Genomic DNA, 19246 nt, shown 5'->3' on the forward strand with positions numbered 1-19246 from the left:
CCAAGGAGTGATCGCATGACCCGTACCGCCCGCCGCGGCGCCGCCGCCCTGATCGCCGCGACCGCCCTGAGCGGCGCGCTGCTCGCCCCCGCGGCACCCGCGGCCGCCGCCCCCCGGACCAGCTGCACCGTCACCGCGGACCAGCGTGCCGCCGCCCTCGACCAGCTGAAGGCCGGGCACAACGCGCTGCGCGGGCGCAAGCCCAGCGCGGCGGAGCGCACGGCGTTCCGCAACGCCGTCGCCGAGCTGATCCAGGCCGCCCGCGACGCCAAGATGAGCCCCGAGGTGCGGGCCGCCAAGATCGCCGAACTGCGGGCGCTGCGGGCCAAGCTCGAGGCCGCGGCCACCCCCGAGGAGCGCACCGCGATCCGCGCCGAGATCCGCGCCATCGTGCTCGAGCTGAAGACGGCCCGGCTGACCAAGGCCGAGCGCGCCGAGCTCATCAAGAAGATCAAGGAAATGCGCGCCGCCCTCACCGGCAAGCTCACCAAGGCCGACCGCGACGCGGTGAAGGCGTCCATCACCGCCGCCAAGGCCGTCCTCAAGTGCAAGGTCACCGCCTGACCCCGCTCCCACCGGCAGCGGCGGGCCGAGCCCGATCCCGCCCGTGCGATCCGACTTACAGTCGACGCATGGCGAAAGCAATCTGGCGCGACCTGGTGCTCGCCGAGAGCACCAACACGGTGATGGTGGAAGGGAACCACTACTTCCCGCGCGAGGCGCTGCGGGAGGACGTGCTGCGCCCCTCCGACACCCACACGGTCTGCCCGTGGAAGGGCACCGCCTCCTACTACACGCTGGAACACGACGGCGTCCGCAGCGAGGACGCGGTCTGGTACTACCCCGACCCGAAGCCGAAAGCGGAGATGATCCGCGACCGGGTCGCGTTCTGGAAGGACGTCGAGGTCGTCGGCTGAATGCGCGCCGCCGGTGGCGCCGCCCCGCGGGAGCCCGCGGTGCGGGGCCACCGGCGGCGAGTACGTCAGGCGCGTTGCTCGGCCAGGCCGGACTGCACCGCGCCCTGCGGGTCGACCGCCGCGTCGAGCGCCTTGTCGTCGAGGAACTGCGCCGCATCCGCATCCAGGAACACGCGTACGCCGGACTCGTCGACGATCACGTCCCCCTGCGTGGGCCCGGTCACCAGGCCGATCGTCAGCGCACCGGGCGACTGGTCGCTGGCGATGCGCAGCCCGGCGCCGTGCGGCACCTCCTGCTGCGTGGTCAGGTCCCGGATCACCAGCACGGCGTTGTCGGTCAACGTGAGCATGAAGAACTCCTCGTGATTGTCGTCGTCCGTGTTCTGTGCCCCCATCCGGCCACTCCGCGCCGGTCCGGCGCTGGGGAGCTGGCGTGCTGCGCGGGAACCCCGCGCCAGGGGGAAGGCGGCGAACCGCCGCCGGACGAGAGGCGCACCCGGTACGGGCGACGCCGGTTCGGCAGGTTGTTTTCTCCGCAAATCGGGTAGGTCAACGGCCGTCCGCGCCCACGTTGCCCCGTCTCGCCCGGTACGTCAACCGGAGCAGCGGCCAGCACGGCCCCTCCGACCACAGTGTGGGACGGCGGCGATGTCGGACCGGCTCCGCACACCCCGCAGCCATGGCGGCGGTGAGCCTGGTGGACGCCGCGTTCCTTGCTGGCACACCGCGGGCGGTTTGCCGACCGGGGCCACGGGTTATGAATCGATGGTCGACGTATGTCGATCAACCGTCCGAAGGGTCGTGCCATGTCGGAGCCCGCACCCGGCGACACCCATCCAGCGTCAGCGGCCGCGGCCGGGATGCTGGTCCTCACCAACGACGCGGCAGGCCGCACCCAGGCCGACGCGATCGCCACCGTCCTGGCCGAGCTGCGCGGCGGCGGCGACGACGTCGAGCTGGCAACCTGCTACCGGGACGCCGACCTGCCGGCGCTGCTCGACCAGCGCGGGGACCGGCTGCTGATCGTGGTCGGCGGGGACGGCTCGCTGCACACCACGCTGAAGCACCTGTGGCGCCGCGGTGAAAGCCGGGACTGCGTCGTCGGGCTGATCCCGCTCGGCACCGGCAACGACTTCGCGCGCGGCACCGGCATCCCACTGGATCCCCGCGACGCCGCCCGCGCCGTCCTGCACGGCACGCCGCGCGCGCTCGACCTGATCACCGACGATGTCGGGGACGTGGTCGTCAACGCCGTCCACGTCGGGGTCGGCGCCGACGCCGCCGCGGCCGCCCGGCCGCTGAAGCGCCGCCTGCGCCAGGCCGCGTTCCCGCTCGGCGCGCTGCTCGCCGGCGTACGGGCGCGTGGCTGGCGGCTGCGCGTCACCCTCGACGGGGTCGTCCTCGCCAGCGGCGCCCGGCCCGTGCTGATGGCCGGGCTCGCCAACGCGCCGAGCATCGCCGGCGGCACCGCGACCCTCGGCCCGGACGCCGCCCCCACCGACGGTGCCTTCGACGTGACGGTCTCGTTCGCCACCGCGCCGCTGGCCCGCCTCGGGTACGCGCTGCGGCTGCTGCGCGGCCGCCACCCCGAGCGCCCGGACGTGCTCTACCGCACCGGCCGCACGCTGACCATCGAGGGCGAGCCCTTCCACACCAACGCCGACGGCGAACTCGCCGGCCCGGTCACGCGCCGCACCTGGACGCTGCACCCCCGGGCGTGGCGATGCCTGCTGCCGACGGCTCCGTGACCGCTTCAGCCCTGCCGCCGGTCTCCTGATCACACATGCCCGGCCGCCCGCCGCGGCTGCGCTACCGTGGTGCGTCGCGAACGGCAGTGGCTCACCGACCGGAGGGACCCGCAGTGCGAGGCGATCCGTGGGAGGAACACGACGACGGGTGGGAGCCGACGCAGCGCGGTGCCGGCCGGGCGCCGGTCTTCGCCGAGGCGCCGCCGCCCGCCGACACGCCACCGCCCGCCGAGGCACCGCCGCCCGCCGAGGCGCCGCTGCCGACCCCGCCCGCATCCGAGGGCTCGCCGCACGGGCACAGTCACGGCGGGCCGGTGCCGACCGCGTCGGCGCGGACCCGCAAGGCCGTGATGGCCGTCCTGCTCCCCGCCATGCTCGCCACCATCGTGGCGTTGATCGCGCTCTGGCCGGGCTCCGCCCCCGAGCCGCCCGCCGAGACGGGCGCCCCGGAGCGGTCGTACGGGCAGGTGTCGCGGGTCGTCGAAGAGGCCTGCCCGGCGACGCCGGAGCCCGGACCGGCCGGCAGCGGAACGGGTCCGTGCGGCACCGCGACCGTACGGATCGACGAGGGCCCCGGATCGGGGCAGACCGTCGAGACCGAGCTGCCGCGCGGGCCGGGAGCGCCGCGCGTCGCCGTCGGCGACCGGGTGGTGCTGCTCGAACTCGAGGGGGCGTTCACCGGCACCGGGTACAGCATCATCGACCATCAGCGCGGTCAACCGATGGTCTGGCTGATCGCTCTCGCCGCCGCGGTGATCATCGCGTTCGGTCGCTGGCGCGGGCTGAGCGCCCTCGCCGGCCTCGCCGTCAGCTTCGCGGTGCTGCTGCTCTTCGTGATCCCCGCCATCCTGACCGGCGCCTCGCCGCTGCTGGTCGCCATCGTGGGCGCGGCGACGATCATGTTCGCGGTGCTGTACCTGACGCACGGCGTCACCGTGCACACCTCGGTGGCGATCCTCGGCACCCTGGCCAGCCTCGTGCTGACCGGCGTGCTCGCGGCGCTGTTCACCGCGTTCACCAAGCTGACCGGCATCGGCAGCGAGGACAGCGCCTACCTCGCCGTCACGCAGGGCAACGTCGACATGCGCGGCCTGCTGCTCGCCGGCATCATCATCGGCTCGCTCGGCGTGCTCGACGACGTCACCGTCACCCAGGCCAGCACCGTGGCCGAGCTGGCCCGTACGCCGATGCCGCGGATCCAGCTCTACCGGGCCGCCACCCGGATCGGCCGCGCGCACGTCGCGTCGGCGGTCAACACGATCGTGCTCGCGTACGCCGGCGCCTCGCTGCCGCTGCTGCTGCTGATCGCGGCCGGCAACCGGGGCGTGGTCGAGCTGCTCACCAGCGAATACCTCGCCCAGGAGATCGTGCGTAGCGCCGTCGGCACGATCGGGCTGGTCGCCTCCGTACCGATCACCACCGCGCTGGCCACCCTCGTCGCCACCACCGCCCTGCCCGGCCGCACCCGAGCGCCCGCCGCGTCATGAGCGCGGCGCCGCGCCGCGCCCCGGGCGACCTGCTGGTACACCTACGCCGGGCACGCGATCACGCGGACCGCCACTACGCCGAGCCGCTGGATCTGGCGACGCTCGCCGCTGTCGCCGGCATCAGCAAGTACCACTTCCAGCGGCTCTTCACCGCCACGTACGGCCTCTCGCCCGCCGCATACCTGTCGCAGCGCCGCGTGGAGCGGGCCCAGGACCTGTTGCGCGCCACCAACCTCACCGTCACCGAGATCTGCCACGCGGTCGGCTTCTCGAGCCTGGGCTCGTTCAGCAGCCGGTTCCGCGAGCTGGTCGGCGAGACGCCGAGCGAGTTCCAGCGCCGCTGGGCCGCCCGCGGCGCGCCGCACATCCCCGGGTGCTTCGTGTTCATGTGGGGCCTGGCCGAACGCCGCGCGTCCGCAAGCGAAGAGAAGCGCAGGTCAACCGGGCGCTCCTAGCCTGGTCGCATGATTACCAACATCTCCATCGCCAGCGTCTTCGTGAAGGACGTCGACGCGTCCAAGGCGTTCTACATCGACGTTCTCGGCTTCGCCGAGCACACCGACATCACCCTCGGCGACGGCTCGTACCGTTGGTGCACCGTCATGCATCCCAACCAGCCCGAGCTGCAGGTCCACCTGACCGTCCCCGGTCCCCCTTCCTCGCCCGAGATGGTGGAGGCGATGAACCGTGCGCTCGACGAGGGCGGCATGCACGGGCTGGGCCTGAACGTCGACGACTGCCGGAAGACCTACGACGAGCTGCGGGCCAAGGGCGTGGAGTTCATCCAGGCTCCCGAGGAACGCCCGTACGGCGTGGAAGCGGTCGCCCGCGACAACTCCGGCAACTGGATGGTGCTCGTCGAGCCGCGGCAGTTCACCCCGGCGGACTTCGGCTGAGCCGATGTGGCGCGGGGCCCGCGCCCGCCGCTGCCGGCGGGCGCGGACACCCGCTGGTCGCACCGCGTCGTCGGCGGACGTACGTCGGTCAGCGCAGCGACGCGTACGCCAGCGGCACCGGAGTCGGCTGGCCGTCCCACGTGCCGGTGAGGGCGTTGCCGGTCGGCGCGTCGAGGCCGCCGAGGCGCCGCACGACGCGCAGCTCGACCGAGTCCGCCGTGATGAGCGCCGGGTCGTCGTCGACGACGTGCCGGACCGCGGTCACCGCCGGGGCCTCGACGTGGCGCACAACCGTGGTGGCGATGGCGACGGTCGGCTTCTGGCGTTCGCGCCGGCCGTCGACCTCCCACGTCTCCTCCGCCTGTCCGGCGCCGGCGAGGATGGCCGCGGCCATCGCCAACGCGTACACCGGATCTCCGCAGGCGTCGTAGATCCACCGCTGCCCCAGCACCGAGTGCTCCATCGTGCCGACGAGGAAGTCGTCCGCGTCGGCCAGCGGCTTGCCGCGGTACGTCAGCGGCGCCTGGTACACCGGCCCGTCGCCGACCCTGACCAGGATGCTCTCGATCCCGACCTCTCCGGCCGGGTCATCGAAGCGGTAGCTTCCGACGCGGACGAGCCCCGCGGTCGTGTCCTCGCGGAACCAGGCCCGGCCCGGCAGCCACGCCGCCAGCAGCTCGAGCTTCGTAGGGTGCACGGTGGCCGGGTAAATGATCGCCATGCATCGAATCGTAGTGGTGCGTCATCCCCCGCTACACAGCCCTCGGAGCCGGCGGCCCGGCGTCCGCGCCGACCGGAATGAGCTCGAAGACCGGATGCCGGTTGGCCTCGGCGACAAACTGCTCGACGGGGGCATCCTTGTCGGCCTGAAAGTACTGCCGAGTCGCCGTTGCCACGGCGACGTAGCGTCGCAGTACCGGCCCCGCTTCGATCGCCGAGGCCTCCCGAATCGCGTAGTGACGCGTCTCTAGCCGGCGGCTGAGGCTCACCCGACCAGCGGCGCGCGCGTTGCGCACCCACGGCACCGGACCGTATGGCGCGACCAGCCAACGCCGACCGTCGTACTCCACGATGGTCACCGGGTTCGACCGCATCCGGCCCGTCTTTCGGCCTTTCGTCGTCAACACGTAGGAGCTCGGCACCAGGCCGGCCCGCACCAACGCGCTCATCAGGACGTTCTCGGGCCGAAGCCATCGGCCGCGTCTGTACTCCTTGACGGTCCTCTCCGCGCTCATGGAGGCCCTCCTCGTCGGCGCGCCCGACACCAATCCTAGCCTCATCGCATCGATGCGGGTGAGTGCGCTGATCAACGACGGCGGCCCCAAAGAGTTGATGGCGCATTGGTCGCTCCAGCACCCGCGCCGCCATGATCTACCGCGAAATGACGAACGCCCTGGTGGGGGATGTGATCCCTCACCAGGGCGTTGTGCTTGGGCGGAGCCGAGGGGACCCGAACCCCTGACCCCCACACTGCCAGTGTGGGCCGTCAACGGCTACCGGAGTACTAACGAGGCCGGCGCGGCTCGGCTGTGCAATCAGGTCATCATCGTCGGCCGGGTCTACCCTTCGCGGGCTGGCGGCGGTTGAGCACGAACGCCACCGTGCCGAACACGGGAGCCAGCGCCGTCACCAGCAGGGAGTCGGCGAGCCAGCCGATGAGCAGGCAGAGGCCGGCGAGCACGGCCAGCACGCGCGGCCATGGGAATTCCTGACGAGCCGCCATCAGCGCTTGCCTCTCTTGTTGAGCGTGGTGGTCTTCCGCGGGGGCGCCGGAAACGGAGCAGCCTTGCGGCGGGCCCGATGGTGGGTGACGAGGCGCGCGACGCCCAGTCCCGCCAGTACGACCCCCCACGGTATGTTGGCCCAGTGGTTCAGCGGGTGGCGGGAGTCGTCGGTGCTGCCGTTGTCGGCCAGAAACGACGTGGGATCGTCCCGATCGATTAGGATCAACATCGTCGGCCCGGCCGGCAGCCCCTTGATCGTGCTGGTGAACGTCTCCCCGTCGACCTGGTAGCTGATCGTCGTCTTGTCCAGGGTTTTGTTGGTGGAGCTGTCGGAATCGATGACGGTGGCGATTACGGGCACGCCCACCGACCGGAGGCGGTCCTTCTTCGACTCGTCACCGAACTTGACGACCGTCGAGCCGATCGCCAGCACCGGACCGAGCACGACCAGCAGCCCGCAGAGAACGAGCCAGGGCCACGGGTGCCCGCCGGAGTCCGTTTTCGACTCTGTCACAGAGACACGCTCCTCCATCGGGGCCCGGGTCGCATCATCGCACGACCCAAGCCCGTTCCACAGTTCCAGGTCAGGAGTTCGGCCTCGGGACCGCGTCGAGGAAGTTCCATTGCAGCGGGTCGCTGACCGGGCGGCCGCCGTGCCACGGCGCCCAGCTACCTGGCGCCGAGTACATCGTCCAGGCCGCCTGCGAGCCGGCGCCGGTCCAGGTGAACGCCCCCGTCTTCGCGTTGCGCAGCGGTGGCACGAAGAAGCCGCCCACGTCGATGCCGACGGCGAGGCCGAGCTGCATCAGGTCGTTGCCGGAGGTCCAGCTCTTGGTACCCTCTCTCCGCTGTGTCTCGAAGTCGAGCGCCCTGCCGCCGAGCGCCGTGCCCAGCCCGACGTACCCGGCGACCGCGCAACCGACACCCGCCGTGAACGCGCAGGTCACCAGGCCGCCGACCATGATCGCACCCTGCACCCAGTCCTTGTTGCCCTTCCACCACTTGTGCCAGTCACCGCTGAACAGGCAGCCCATGTCAACGAAGTCGCACTTGGTGGGGTCCTTCGCCGGCTCCGGATCGATCGGGCGGGTCAGGCAGTACGGGGCCGGTGGCGGCTTCGCGGTCAGCTGCACTTTCCTCTCCACCTGCGGGCCGATGAAGTTGATCAGCTTGCGCCAGGTGCTGTAGCTGGCGAACAGCTTGAAGGGCAGCAACCCGGCAAAGAAGGCCTCAATCGGTGCCCACACCATCGCCCCGCGGTAGTAGCCGACACACTCCGCGCCCCGGTTGCGGCACGCGACGTAGTAGTCGACGCGGAGGTAGTAGCGGTAGTTGCCGTCGACGCCGGTGTAGGTCTCGGCGCCAACCCAGATGTAGTCGACACCAGGGTCCTTGCCGCCCGGGTCCGCGTACCGGATGGGGTTGTGGAACCCGTAGGCGTAGCTGTCAAGGTGCAGCGGATTGAGAAAGTCGATGACCGGGTCGGGACTGATGAACCGCCCGATCACCGGGTCGTATTCCCGCGCACCCAGATGGGTCAGGCCAGTGTTGTCCTGCGTGCCACCCACGAAGCCTTTATCCATCGACGCCGGCCAGGTCCCGGAGCCGGTCCGCGCGTTGCCGTACGGGTCCTGGCGCCGGATCGCCACCGCCTGGGTGCTGGCGTTGATCGACACCGCGACGGTGTTCTGGTGGTCGCTCGACAACCAGGTCACGCCGGCCGTGGTACGCGTCGCGACCAGCTGGTCGCCGTGGCTGTAGTAGCGGGTGCAGCTCTTCGTCCCGCCCGAGGTGGTGTAGCGCAGCTCCTGCCCTGGCAGGTAGAGCGTCCTCCCGGTCGGGTCACGGCGCAGCAGCCGGTTGCCGTCGGCGTCGTAGACGTAGCTCGTCGTGCCGGACGCGTCCTGCTGGGTCGCGACGTGACCCTCCGGATCCCAGGTCATCGACTGGCGCGCCGCGCCCGACCCGAGCGGCCGCGACGCAGTGAACCCGCCGGCCTGGAACGACCAGTCGAGGGTCCTGGTGCCCGTGCCGTCGCTGACGGTCGCGGTGTCGAGCTGGTGCCCGCCCCCGGCGTAGTCGTACTTGGTGGTCTTCACACCGGTCGGCGTCACCTGCTCCGTCTGCTTCGCCCGGTTGCCGTCGGTGCCGAACTCCCACGACGTCCAGTACTTCGCGGGCCCGCCAAGCGCCGCGACGCTGCGTGCCGCGCCACAGTTGCCGTCGCCCGGCGTCCACGCCTCGGTCAGCCGGCGTAGGTAGTCGTAGGCGAAGCACTGGTGGTCGCCGCTGGTTGCCTCGGATATCCGCACGATGTTGCCGGCCTGGTCGTGGGTGTAGGAGATGTCCGAGACCGCGGTGGGCGAGGTCTGCTTGCTGGTCAACAGCCGGCTCAGCCGACGGGTGCCCTCGGCGTAGGTCCGCGCGATCGACACGGTGTTGCCGGCGCCGTACTTCAGCGTCGTGGTCGCCATCTCTCCGTAGCCGGTGTAGCTGGTCCCTGACACGTACGTCGTGCCGCCGTTGAGGCTCGTCTTGAGCCGCACCGGTTGGCCGAGCGCGGTGTATTCGGTGGTGAGCTTCTCGGAGGTGAGCCCGCCCGACCCGTCGACGTCAGGCAGCGTCGTCGTCTCCGGCGACCCGTTGCTGGCGTACGTGTACCAGTAGGTGTAGTCGCCCTGCAGCCCGGTCTCCGTCGCCGGGATGCTGTAGGTCACCCCAGATGGCTGGTAGTCGGCGGTGAAGCCGACGATCGACCGCGAGTAGGCCGCGCCGCCCTCGTAGCGAACCGTCTTGGTGAGCTGGCCACGCGAGTTGGTCAGCCCGTCGTACATCCACTCCGCGCGCTTGTTGGCAGGCGCAACGGAGGTCTGGTAGAGCTCACGCTTGCGGCCGATGGAGTCGTAGGTGTAGACCAGCACCGTGCCACGTGCGTCCTTCGTGGACTCCAGGTCGCCGTAGCGGTTGTAGGTCATCGTGACCGCGCCGACGTCGGGATCGACCTGCTTGGTCTTCTGACCCCGCACGTCGTATTCCATGCTCCAGACGTTGCCACCGGCGTCGGTGACCTTCTTCATCTGGTCCTTGCTGGTGTATTCGTAGGCCACCGCGTCGTAGCTGCCGGGCACCGTCGGGGTCGGTGTCGGGCGGTGGTAGGTCCACAGCGCGGTGACGTTCCCGCCGGCGTCGGTGAACGAGGAGGTCGCCGATCCGCCCGTCGGCGGCGTGACGTCAACCCGGTCGCCGCCGTAGCTCCGGGACTCGGTGGCGAACAGGGACACCACGCCGCTGACGGGGTCGCGGACGTAGGTGCGCTTGGTCAGCTCGCGACCGCCGCCGTCGAACGTCGTCTCGACCCGCCGTGACACGTCGCCCTGCTCGTTGGGGGTGAGCAGGCCCTGGCCCGGTGTCTGCGGCATGACGTACGGCATGTACACCTTGTCGACCCGCCCGGCCGAGTCGTAGAAGGTGTCGGTGACGAGTACGCCCGCGAGCGCGTCGGCGCGCGGCGCCTGCGTCTGCCGCGGCCGCAGGAGGCCATCGTGGTAGGCGTATGTCGTCAGGTAGCTGGCGCCGTTGGGCAGCAGCTTGCTGGTGACGATGACGGTCGGCCGGTCGTTGTAGACCTTGTACTCGTACTTCTCGTGCGGGCTCTGCACGCCCTTGTCGCGACCCGGCTTCCAGAGCGCGGTGGTGCGACCCAGGCCGTCGTACTCGTAGGACGTGACCCGGCCGTTGGCGTCGACGTCGGACAGCGGCGCGCCGAAAGCGGGCTCGATGTTGGAGGTCGTCACCCAGCCGAGGTGGTTGGTCTGCTTCTCCTGGACGAGCTGACCGCCGGCGTTGGTCAGACGCGCCGTGTCGGTGCGGTTACCGCGCGAGTCTGTCGACCAGTCAACCCGGCCGTTCGCGTCGTAGTGCACCCTCGAAGCCGTCATGTGCACGGGCGCGCCGTTCTCCCACTTCTCCATGACCTCGGTCATCGTCACCCGGCCAACGGTGGGCGGGGTGTCGAAGCCGCCGTCGTCGTAGTACGTCTTGACGTCGGCGATGACCTGGTCGGCGGTCAGGCCGGGCTGCTTCGCCCGCGCGCAGGTGGTCGCGAACGCCCGTTTGCGCTTCTCCGGCGCAAAAATCCACTCGTCGCCGTCGGCGGCGTCGGTGTTACGTGCGTAATCGATCAGCGTGCACTTCTCGTCGCCGGTGACGGCGTCGTCGCCGCGGTCCTCCTGTTCGCTCGGGGCGCCGAACGCGTCGAACGTCGTGACGCTCGACGTGGTGCGCACGGCGCGGCCCTGGTCTCGCGCCAACCGCGTGCGCGTCTCCTTGACGCCGGTGAACCGCGCGGTGACCACCGATCCGTTGACGTTACGGGTCGCGGTCGCCGCCGACTGCCACGGAACGAACGCCTGGGCGGAGAGCTCGACGCCGCTGGGCCCGTTGAGCGTGACGACCTCGCGGGTCATGCCGGCGAACGCGTCCTCGTCCGGCGTGGCCGGCACGTCGACCGCGTCGCTCGTGTCGCCGTCTCGGTTCATGTCGATGGCCGCGAGCGATACCTGCCGCGTACCCGATGGAAGTTTGTCACCGTGCATCCCGCGGAAGTACCGGGTCTCTACCGCGGTGGCGCCGGCGCCGACGCCCGTGGTGGTCTTGACCGCGCCGTAACCGCGCCAGACCGACCAGGTCTTGAAGTCCGACTTGATCAGGCCATCGTCGTCGGTGTAGTGCCAGGCCGGGTCGCCGAGGTAGTCGTAGTGGTAGGCGGTTGTCGGGTTGCCGGTCGTGACCGTGTCGACCTCGTGCACGTCCGTGACCACGTATTTGTGGAAGTAGTCCCAGACCGGTTTCTGGTAGCCCTCGGGTGCCCACTTCACCGGGTAGCAGCGCAGGGTGTTGTTCTGCAGCGCGTCGGGGTTGGGCATCCGCGAGCCGGCGACGCAGTCCTCCGGCGAGTAGGTGACCTCGGTGCGGCCACCCGACTCCGACAGGATCTGGACGATCCGGAACCAGTTCATCGGCGGCGAATGGTCGGGCACGAAGTGCGGGTCCACCCGGTTGTTCATCTGCGTGTACGTCAATGTGGTGTCCGGCACCGTCGTGCTCACCCGCGTGTGGCCGGTCTGCGAGATCTTGTCGAGCCGCAGGCCCGCCCGCGTGGAATCGCCAGGGCTGGGGAACGAGTGCGTGAAGGTCCAGGTGGTGACCGGGTTGTAGGTGTCGCCGCTGCCCGAGTAGAGCTTGGTGGTGACGCTCTTGAGCCGCTTCTTGCTCCAGAACGTTGGGCCGCCCGTCAGGCACGGCGTGCCCGTGCACTCGAGGTCCTTGGGCACGTCGGGCCAGGTGTCGGCGTTGACGGTGCCGCAGTTGGAAAGGCACCGGTCGCCCGGCTCGAAGTCGACGACCATCGGCGGCTTGGCGGTGGAGCCGGTCCGCGTGCCGTACGAGATCCGGGTCAGGTAGCCGCCCCGGTCGTACTCGGCGAGGGTGTCGGTCGAGCCAGCCTTCGCGTACTTGTTGGTCTCCCTCTCGTACTGGTAGCTCATGGTGTTGCCGTGCTGGTCGACGACGTGGTCCAGGTTCCAGCGCCATGCCTGCTTGCAGAACGAGTCGGCGAACTTGTCCTTCCGGCAGGTCTCCCCCGAGTGGTTGCCGGCGACGCCCACGTTCCACACGGCGTTGCTGCCCGCCCGGCCGCCGAACCAGTACTGCGTGCCGTCGCTGGTGGTCACGACCCACCACTCGCCGTTGTCGTCACCGTTGTCAGCGCCGGTCACGTGGCGCACGTACGTGCCATCGTCGTTGCGCAGGTGCCAGCGGTTGGCGTTGGATCCGTCCTGGATGAGCTCGCCGGCGTGGCCGGCCATCGACAACGTCGCGTTGTCGCGGCCCCAGCAGAGGTCGCCGGTCTTGGTTGTGTTGTTGGCGCCGTTACCCATGTCGTCGCCGCAGCTCTTGTAGCGCCGCTCGATGAAGCCGGGCCAGAACTCGAAGCCTTCGCCAACCCACGAGGGCTGGTTGTTGGAGGCCACGGTGCGGCCGTCGACATTGGCCGAGGAGTACGAAAGGGAAAGCGAGGGGGCCGGCCCGCCGAGGGACGGCGGGGTGCGCAACGGGTAGTTCCAGTTGAACTCGCCGGTGCTGCTGCCCGCCGTCCAGGTCGCCGACGCCTGCAGGCTGGTGTTGCCGTAGTCGCCGGACCCTCCGCCCGTGCCAGCCTCGGCGGCAAGCAGGGTTGCGCCGGAGGCCGCCAGCGGGACGGTCGTGGTGAGAGTGTGGTTCTGCGTGTCGTTGCCCGTGGGAACCGGGGTCGGCCGGCACGCGGCCGCCGTCGGCGTGGTGAGCGCACACTCGGGCACCCGCACCAGCCGCAGCCGTACCGCCCAGTCGGCCCCGAAGGCGCCGGCGAAAGCCGAATAGTCGACGGTGACCTGGGCCGGCGCCTCCACCTGCTTCGCCGTGGCGACCTGCTTCCGCTCGATGCCGACCAGGACGCCCTTGAGACCGGCCGCGGTGCTCCGCGTGCGGTCATAGACCCGCACGCCGAGCCGGGCGCCGGCGAGCCGACTGTCGGACGCGGCGACACTGACCGGCGTACCGGGGGCCGCGACCGGGGCCGCGGTGGTGCGGAGGCGGGCCTCGACGGTTGGCAGGGACACGTCGACGCTGCGCGCCGCCGGCCAGGCCGGCGCCGGGAACTGGGCCTTGGCCGGCGCCGGCGGCTTCGGCTGCTTCACCGGCCGTACGACAGTGCCCGGGGTGACGTAATCGGTCTGTGGGCGCGGCGCCTCGTAGCGCTGGGCGGCGCTGGCGGGCGTTCCGTGAAGCAGGCCCGCGAACACGGCGGCGGCCGTTCCCGCGGCGAGCCAGTATCGCATTGACGATCTCCTCGTGACGGGGTGGCGGGTTAGTCCATCAGGAATCGCGGGTTGTCGATGACACCCGCGTGAACGCGGACGTCGTCGACGGAGCCCTGCCAGTGGCCGGTGGCGGCGCCGTTGCGCTTCTCCCGCCCGACCGCTAGCGGCCCGCTGGCCTGCCAGCCGCCGGTGAACGGCGTGACCTCCGCGAGCTCACCGTTCACATAGAGGCTGAGGGTCGCGCGGGTCGCGTCGTACACACCCGTGAGATGGGTCCAAGTGTCGACGGACGCTGCGGCAGGCGCGGCGGCCCGGACCGTCGCCGAGTTGTCCGCGTCGGACCTTGTGGCCCGAAACTGCCAGCCGCCCACGTCGCCGGCGTAGCCGAGTTGGAAGGCGGCGCCCCTGGCACCCTCGAAGCAGACCGCGCACTGGTCACCGCCGGTGGCGCCGAGCTTGACCCAACTGGAGACGGTGAACGACTGGGCCGTGTTGACGACGGCACCCGCGGTGGCGGCCGAGCCGGTACCGGCCAGCTTCAGGCCGGCACCCTCGCCGCGCCCGGCGGGGTCCCACGTCGCGCCGGCCGCCAGCGTGAGCGGGTGCGGCGGCGCCGCGGCGTCGACGCAGGCCACGGGCGACCCGGTGCACGAGTCGAACCGCCACTCGCCGACGGCCTGCGGCACGACGCCCTGGTAGACCCGCACCTCGTCGATCGCGCCCAGCCAGTTGTCGGTCATCACCGGGCTGCCGCCCGGCGGCGTCCAGCGCGCCGCGCCGACCGTCAGCGGACCCGCCGCCCGCCACAACGGCTGCGGCATCGACAGGGAATCGAGCAGTGCGCCGTTGACGTAGAGCCGCACGCCGCGGGTGGGGGCGTCGTAGACGCCAGCCAGGTGGACCCATTTGCCGACGACGCCGGGGTCGAGCGCCGGCGAATACGCCACCGTCCAACTGTTGCCCTGATCGGTGTCGGACCCGGCCACCGCGAAGGCCCACTTGGGCGTGCCGCTGTCGTGCCGGAGGCCGAGGTAGAACGGGCTCACCTTGCTCCCCAGCTGCGCCAGCGCCGTACGGTTACCGGTCGGAATGGCCGAGCCGTCGATGCGCACCCAGGTGGAGACCGTGAACGACTGGTCGGTCCAGATCGGCGCCTCGGTGCCGACCGCCTGACCCGTGCCGTCGAAGAGCACCAGGCCGGTGCCGTCGTAGCCGGACATCGCCGCCGGGATCGACGCGCCGCCGGTCAGGGTCAGGGCGCGCCCGTAGTCGGACGAGTCGAGCGCGAACGGGCTGTCGACCTCGTTGAAGTGGTACTCCGCCGCCTTGCCGGTCGCGAGCGGCCTGGTCATGTCGTTGATCTCGCTGGGGAAGAGCACCCGCGACCAGACGGTCACGTCACTGATCGCGCCCCCGAACCCCGGCGTACCGCCGATGCGCAGGTAGCCGTCGGCCTTCCAGGTGGTGATGTTGGCCGTGGTCTTGACCGCCTTGCCGTCGACGTAGAGGGTCAGAGTCTTGGCCGCGGCGTCGTAGGTGCCGACGAGATGCGTCCACCGCCCGACCGGGGACGCGGTGGTCGACTGCGCGCCGTAGTAGGTCGGGGTCGCCACGTCGGCGGAGGTCGTGGTGATCTTCCAGGCGTCCCAGCCGTCGCCCTTGACATATTCGAGGAGGAACGCACTGGTGTTCCAGCCGCCCTGGCTGACGATGGTGTGTGAGCCGTTGCCATTCGCGCCGAGGCGCACCCAGGCCGACACCGTGAAGCTGTTACTGGTGTCCGGGACGACCTTCGCGGCACTGACGGCCCCGTCTTCGCCCTCGTCGAACGCGACCGCCGTGGTGCCCGGCTGGCGCCCCTCGGCCCCCGGTGTGCCGCCCGACAGCGTGGCCGTATGGCCGTTGCCGGTCGCGTCCTCGAGCAGGACGCCCTCGGTCTCGGCCATCCGCCACTGGGCCACCGGTGGCGTCGCCCCGGCAACCGTGAACGGGTACGCCTTGGTCGCGCTGCTGTTGCCAGCCACGTCAACGGTGCGCACGTAGAGCGTGCGCGGGCCGCCAGCGGTCGCCGTCCAGGTCACCGTGCGGGCCGCGCCCGCCGGCGCCGCGACCCACGTCGCCGGCGGGTCGGAGAAGCCCCACCAGTAGCCCGTCGCATCGGTGGCGCCCGCGCCCAGGTTGAACCGGCCGGTGGTCCCGACGCCGCCGCACGAGTCGCAGCCTGCGGGGAACTCGTCCGACGTCACCGTGGGCAGCGGGGGCGGCGTGGCGTCGACCTTGAACTCGCACCACGAGGAGCCGCTCGAGTAATCGGTGCCGCTGGACCCGCCGTAGGACCACGGGTCGGAGATGGTCACCCGCCACCGGTAGTGCTCGTTACTCCCGAGGACGGGCGTGACCACGGTGGTGCCGCCGTTGGCGCGGCCGATGGAGTCGACCGGCGAGGTGTAGGCGACCCACGCCGTGCCGGTCCAGCGCTGGACGTTGAAGACGCCCTTGAGATCGGTCTCGGCGTCGGCGTCGTTGGCCACCGCCATGAGGTTGGGCGTCGTGTCGTTGATCAGCGGCGCGTTGGCGGCCGGCGCGGTGTCGGTTCCGGCGACGCAGCTCGTCGCGGGCGAGCTGCTGCGCGCGCCAACGGTCGGGTACGAGTTGTAGTCGATCGAGAGCCGCACGCTCGCGTGGTTGAACCGCTTCCAGTAATCCTCGGACGACTCGCTGCTGGCACGCAGGCCGACCGTCAGGACGGACGAGCCGGTGGCGAGCGCGCGGTCGACGAAGTGCTTGACCCCGAACTCGATGTTGCCGGGCCCGGAGCAGCCGCTCAGCGCGGAGTAGCGCCGGTTGCCGGTGGTCGTCGCGGTGTAGGCGCTGTCCCAGCTCGGCTGGTTGTTCCAGGTTGTCGACGAGCTGATGGAACCGGTCATCCACAGCGTCGCGTTGTTACCGCTGAAGCAGCGCCACGCATGCCGCTGCTCGATGTAGAACTTCGCGCCGAGGATATGTTTGCCGACCGCGCCCGAGATGTTCATCCGGAACAGCGAGCGGACGATGTATTCCGTGCTGGTGCACGCGCCGTTGGAACTGCTGTCACAGGTGCGGCCGGCGCCCACGTCGCCGACCGTGTCGGTGCTGCTCATCGCGTTGGTACGCTGCCAGAAGCTGCTGCCCGCGACGTCGGAGCGCGACCAGACCATCGTGAACGCGTTGTCCTTGAGGCCACCGACCCAGGACGGATCGATGAAGAGCGGGTACGTCGTCGCGGCGCCGGTCAGAAGCGCCGTGTCGGGCCGCAGCAGCAGGGAGCCACGGTTGAGCGCCAGTCCGACGCGGGCCTGGCGGGGCTCGGCGGCGGGCTCCGCGGCGGCCCGGGCAACGCCGGCCGTAGCACCACTGCTGTCCCACATCATCGGGCTGGCCGAGCTGAACAGCACCGCCCCGGACCCGTCCCGCGCGCTGACCGTGCCGGTCGCCGCGTCGGTATCGAAGGTCAGACCGTCACCGGCGACCCCGAGGCGCAGCTCGCGCAGCGTGGGGTTGGCCGCGGCGGCGCGGCTCTTCACGACGAACACGTGGGTGAAGCCGGTTACCGTGGCGTCGACCCGGAGGTCGACTCCGGGCAGCACCTCGGGGTAGGTCGCGCTCGAGCCGTTGAGCGTCGGCTGTGGAAGCGCTGCCGGCCACGTCAGCGACATGGCCTTGCCATTCTGGCGCAGCGTCGCGAGCGGGGTGGCGCCGCCGCCGGAGAAGCTCATCGGGAACGTCGCCGCACGCGGCACGACGCTGCCGTCGGCGGCGCGCACGAGCGTCGCGTCCGCGTCGACCCAGTTGCCGCCGACCTTGGCAAACCGTGGAGCCACCGACTCCTCGAGGGTGAGGTAGCCGGCCGGGTTGGCGAAGACCTGCACGGTCTCAGTGCGTGCGGCGACCGCCTCGACCCGCGTGCCGCAGCGCTGGGCCATCTTCAGCGCGGCGGGCTCGGCCGCAGCCTGAGCAGCGCAGGGCGCAGGCGCCGCGGGGGCCGCGGCAACCAGCTCCTGTGCACCTGCCACGAGCAGGGTGCTGGCAAGCACCGTCGTCATCAGGAAAGCGGACGCGTGCCGACGACGTGCGAGCTGCTTGTCCAACTCAGACTCCCGAACCTCGAACCTCGGAGGGGACCGGCTCGGAGATTAGAGCCAAAACTCCGGTGTAGACGTCCGGGTAAACAAGGTTGTCGGTGTCCCGTCAACGCGACACAAACCGCACTTAAGGCAAGAAGTATCCCTGGGTAGGACCCCCCCCCGTAGGCCCTCCCGTCCACCCCCGTTGACGCCACCGCACCAAGATCGAAAGAATGTGATCATGGCGTCGGGCACGGGAGCACAATTGGGTGGAGCGACTTGAACGACATCGTTAGCGAATACGAGATATCGATCCTCGCGATGATGGCGGCGGGCTACAGCGACACCGCCATTGCGCGCCGAGTGAGCGTCAGCACGCGGACGCTCGAACGGCACGTGGCCCGCATCATGTCGCGGGTCGGCGCGAAGAGCCGGCTGGGTCTGGGCGCGATCGCCGCCCATCACGGCTGGCTCGACGCGGCCCGTCTCCTGGCGGTAATGGACGCCACCAGAGCGTCGGCCGCGGAAGAACTGGCCACTTAGGGATCGCGACCTCAATGTAGACCCGAAAGCACGGGTAACCGTAGCAGTCTTGCCCATAATGGACGCGTCAACGGAAATGATCAGATTTGTCAGTACTACTCGCGCACCGGAAGCCATAAACGACCTATCCGGGGCGGCTCGGTCGAAGGTAGTGACGCGGGTGTTATAGACCTCGGCTACACCAGTTGCACGCCTACAACACCGCCGTCTGCGACGCCGTCGACATCGAGGCGGTCCGCCAGTTCACCCGCGACTGGTTCGCCGGCCCCCGCGCTCCAAGCCCGCCGAGCAGCCGTCCGCTCAGTCGTGCTCCGGCGCGCCGGTCACCCGATGCGACGCCGCCTGCAACACCTCGGTCACCAGCCGGCGCACATGCCCGCCCCTGGCCCGATAGAAGATCCGGCGGCCCTCCCGCCGCACGCTGACCAGCCCGGCCAACCGAAGCTTGCCCAAGTGCCTGACGGGTCAACCGCCACGTAGCCATCCCGATGCTCCTATGGACCGTCAAGCCGAGCACTCGTCCGTGAGGCAACGGGGGCGGCAGCTCGACCTGCGGGTCCTCGACGGGTGGTCTGGGCGCGCAGCGCCCCACGTCGACCTAAACTGCGGTGGCTTCGGTGCCGGTCGTCACTCCGTTCGTCAGCAAAGAGTTTCTCGAAGGCCACGTCTTGGGTAGTTGGGACGACATGCCGCAGCAGGACCGGTCTCCGAGCAGCAGGTTGAACACGTACCCCGACGCCACGGGCGGGCAGCGACTCACGGCGACCGTCGTGGCGTTGGTTGCAGCGCTGCCGGCCGGTCTTCTCTGCGCTTGGCTGGCCACCTCGCTACTGAACGGCGTTCACTGGCTGGTTCAGACCCTTGCCTTCGCCGTCATCGGTCTCATCATCGGCGCTGGAGTGCTCGGATTACTCGCGAGGCACGGTAAGCACGGAAAGGGCTGACGCGGGCGGTGCTGCCGCCATGTC

The 19246-nt window shown here is 70.5% G+C and carries 15 protein-coding genes and 1 pseudogene; 8 read left to right on the forward strand and 8 right to left on the reverse strand.

Going from position 1 to position 19246, the window contains the following annotated elements; genetic code table 11:
* Positions 1–15: 15 nt before the first annotated feature.
* Entirely contained in the window at positions 16–564 is a 549-nt protein-coding gene (locus BLW47_RS10255; RefSeq protein ID WP_091554936.1) for a hypothetical protein, read from the forward strand.
* 68 nt (positions 565–632) lie between these two features.
* Positions 633–917: a DUF427 domain-containing protein gene (locus BLW47_RS10260; protein ID WP_091554937.1), complete on the forward strand. Its 285-nt coding sequence runs from the start codon at positions 633–635 to the stop codon at positions 915–917.
* A gap of 65 nt (positions 918–982) precedes the next feature.
* Here BLW47_RS10260 and BLW47_RS10265 read toward each other — a convergent pair whose 3' ends face one another.
* Positions 983–1267, reverse strand: coding sequence for an adhesin (locus tag BLW47_RS10265; protein ID WP_091555741.1), 285 nt, complete (start codon positions 1265–1267; stop codon positions 983–985).
* Positions 1268–1723: 456 nt separating this feature from the next.
* On the opposite strand from BLW47_RS10265, the gene BLW47_RS10270 reads away from it, so the two are divergent.
* The 4 genes and pseudogenes from BLW47_RS10270 (at position 1724) to BLW47_RS10285 (ending at position 5048) form a co-directional block, all read left to right on the forward strand.
* Positions 1724–2665 carry a diacylglycerol/lipid kinase family protein gene (locus BLW47_RS10270; protein ID WP_175543580.1) on the forward strand — a complete coding sequence of 314 codons (942 nt, stop codon included), beginning with the start codon at positions 1724–1726 and terminating at the stop codon, positions 2663–2665.
* A gap of 350 nt (positions 2666–3015) precedes the next feature.
* Positions 3016–4110: pseudogene (locus BLW47_RS10275) on the forward strand (YibE/F family protein); the annotation flags it as partial.
* Between the two features lie 38 nt (positions 4111–4148).
* The gene (locus BLW47_RS10280; protein WP_091554942.1) at positions 4149–4607 is read left to right on the forward strand and encodes a helix-turn-helix domain-containing protein; all 459 of its coding nucleotides are present in this window, start codon (positions 4149–4151) and stop codon (positions 4605–4607) included.
* A 9-nt stretch (positions 4608–4616) separates the two neighbouring features.
* Positions 4617–5048: a VOC family protein gene (locus BLW47_RS10285; RefSeq protein ID WP_091554944.1), complete on the forward strand. Its 432-nt coding sequence runs from the start codon at positions 4617–4619 to the stop codon at positions 5046–5048.
* 88 nt (positions 5049–5136) lie between these two features.
* Here the strand turns inward: BLW47_RS10285 and BLW47_RS10290 are convergent, their stop codons facing one another.
* The 6 genes from BLW47_RS10290 to BLW47_RS10310 all read right to left on the reverse strand — a co-directional run bounded on the left by BLW47_RS10290 (position 5137) and on the right by BLW47_RS10310 (position 17714).
* Positions 5137–5769 carry a CG0192-related protein gene (locus tag BLW47_RS10290; RefSeq protein WP_091554947.1) on the reverse strand — a complete coding sequence of 211 codons (633 nt, stop codon included), beginning with the start codon at positions 5767–5769 and terminating at the stop codon, positions 5137–5139.
* 31 nt (positions 5770–5800) lie between these two features.
* Positions 5801–6283, reverse strand: coding sequence for a nitroreductase family deazaflavin-dependent oxidoreductase (locus BLW47_RS10295; RefSeq protein ID WP_217634829.1), 483 nt, complete (start codon positions 6281–6283; stop codon positions 5801–5803).
* Positions 6284–6591: 308 nt separating this feature from the next.
* Complete coding sequence (locus BLW47_RS24670) at positions 6592–6771, reverse strand: hypothetical protein (RefSeq protein ID WP_139307224.1); 180 nt, start codon at positions 6769–6771, stop codon at positions 6592–6594.
* Positions 6771–7304 carry a hypothetical protein gene (locus BLW47_RS10300; protein ID WP_139307226.1) on the reverse strand — a complete coding sequence of 178 codons (534 nt, stop codon included), beginning with the start codon at positions 7302–7304 and terminating at the stop codon, positions 6771–6773. The genes BLW47_RS24670 and BLW47_RS10300 overlap by 1 nt, the downstream gene beginning before the upstream one ends.
* A gap of 52 nt (positions 7305–7356) precedes the next feature.
* A complete protein-coding gene (locus BLW47_RS10305; protein ID WP_091554951.1) occupies positions 7357–13650 on the reverse strand; it encodes an RHS repeat-associated core domain-containing protein in 6294 nt (2097 codons plus the stop codon).
* A 29-nt stretch (positions 13651–13679) separates the two neighbouring features.
* Positions 13680–17714: a LamG-like jellyroll fold domain-containing protein gene (locus tag BLW47_RS10310; protein ID WP_091554952.1), complete on the reverse strand. Its 4035-nt coding sequence runs from the start codon at positions 17712–17714 to the stop codon at positions 13680–13682.
* 300 nt (positions 17715–18014) lie between these two features.
* Here BLW47_RS10310 and BLW47_RS10315 point away from each other — a divergent pair, with 300 nt between their 5' ends.
* Positions 18015–18278 carry a response regulator transcription factor gene (locus BLW47_RS10315; RefSeq protein WP_091554955.1) on the forward strand — a complete coding sequence of 88 codons (264 nt, stop codon included), beginning with the start codon at positions 18015–18017 and terminating at the stop codon, positions 18276–18278.
* Positions 18279–18578: 300 nt separating this feature from the next.
* Here the strand turns inward: BLW47_RS10315 and BLW47_RS10320 are convergent, their stop codons facing one another.
* Positions 18579–18731, reverse strand: coding sequence for a helix-turn-helix transcriptional regulator (locus BLW47_RS10320; RefSeq protein ID WP_175543581.1), 153 nt, complete (start codon positions 18729–18731; stop codon positions 18579–18581).
* 164 nt (positions 18732–18895) lie between these two features.
* Here BLW47_RS10320 and BLW47_RS10325 point away from each other — a divergent pair, with 164 nt between their 5' ends.
* Complete coding sequence (locus tag BLW47_RS10325; RefSeq protein WP_175543582.1) at positions 18896–19222, forward strand: hypothetical protein; 327 nt, start codon at positions 18896–18898, stop codon at positions 19220–19222.
* Positions 19223–19246: the final 24 nt, after the last annotated feature.

Origin of the sequence: Micromonospora pattaloongensis (genome assembly GCF_900107255.1) — a bacterium.
Classification (GTDB): Bacteria; Actinomycetota; Actinomycetes; order Mycobacteriales; family Micromonosporaceae; genus Micromonospora_I; species Micromonospora_I pattaloongensis.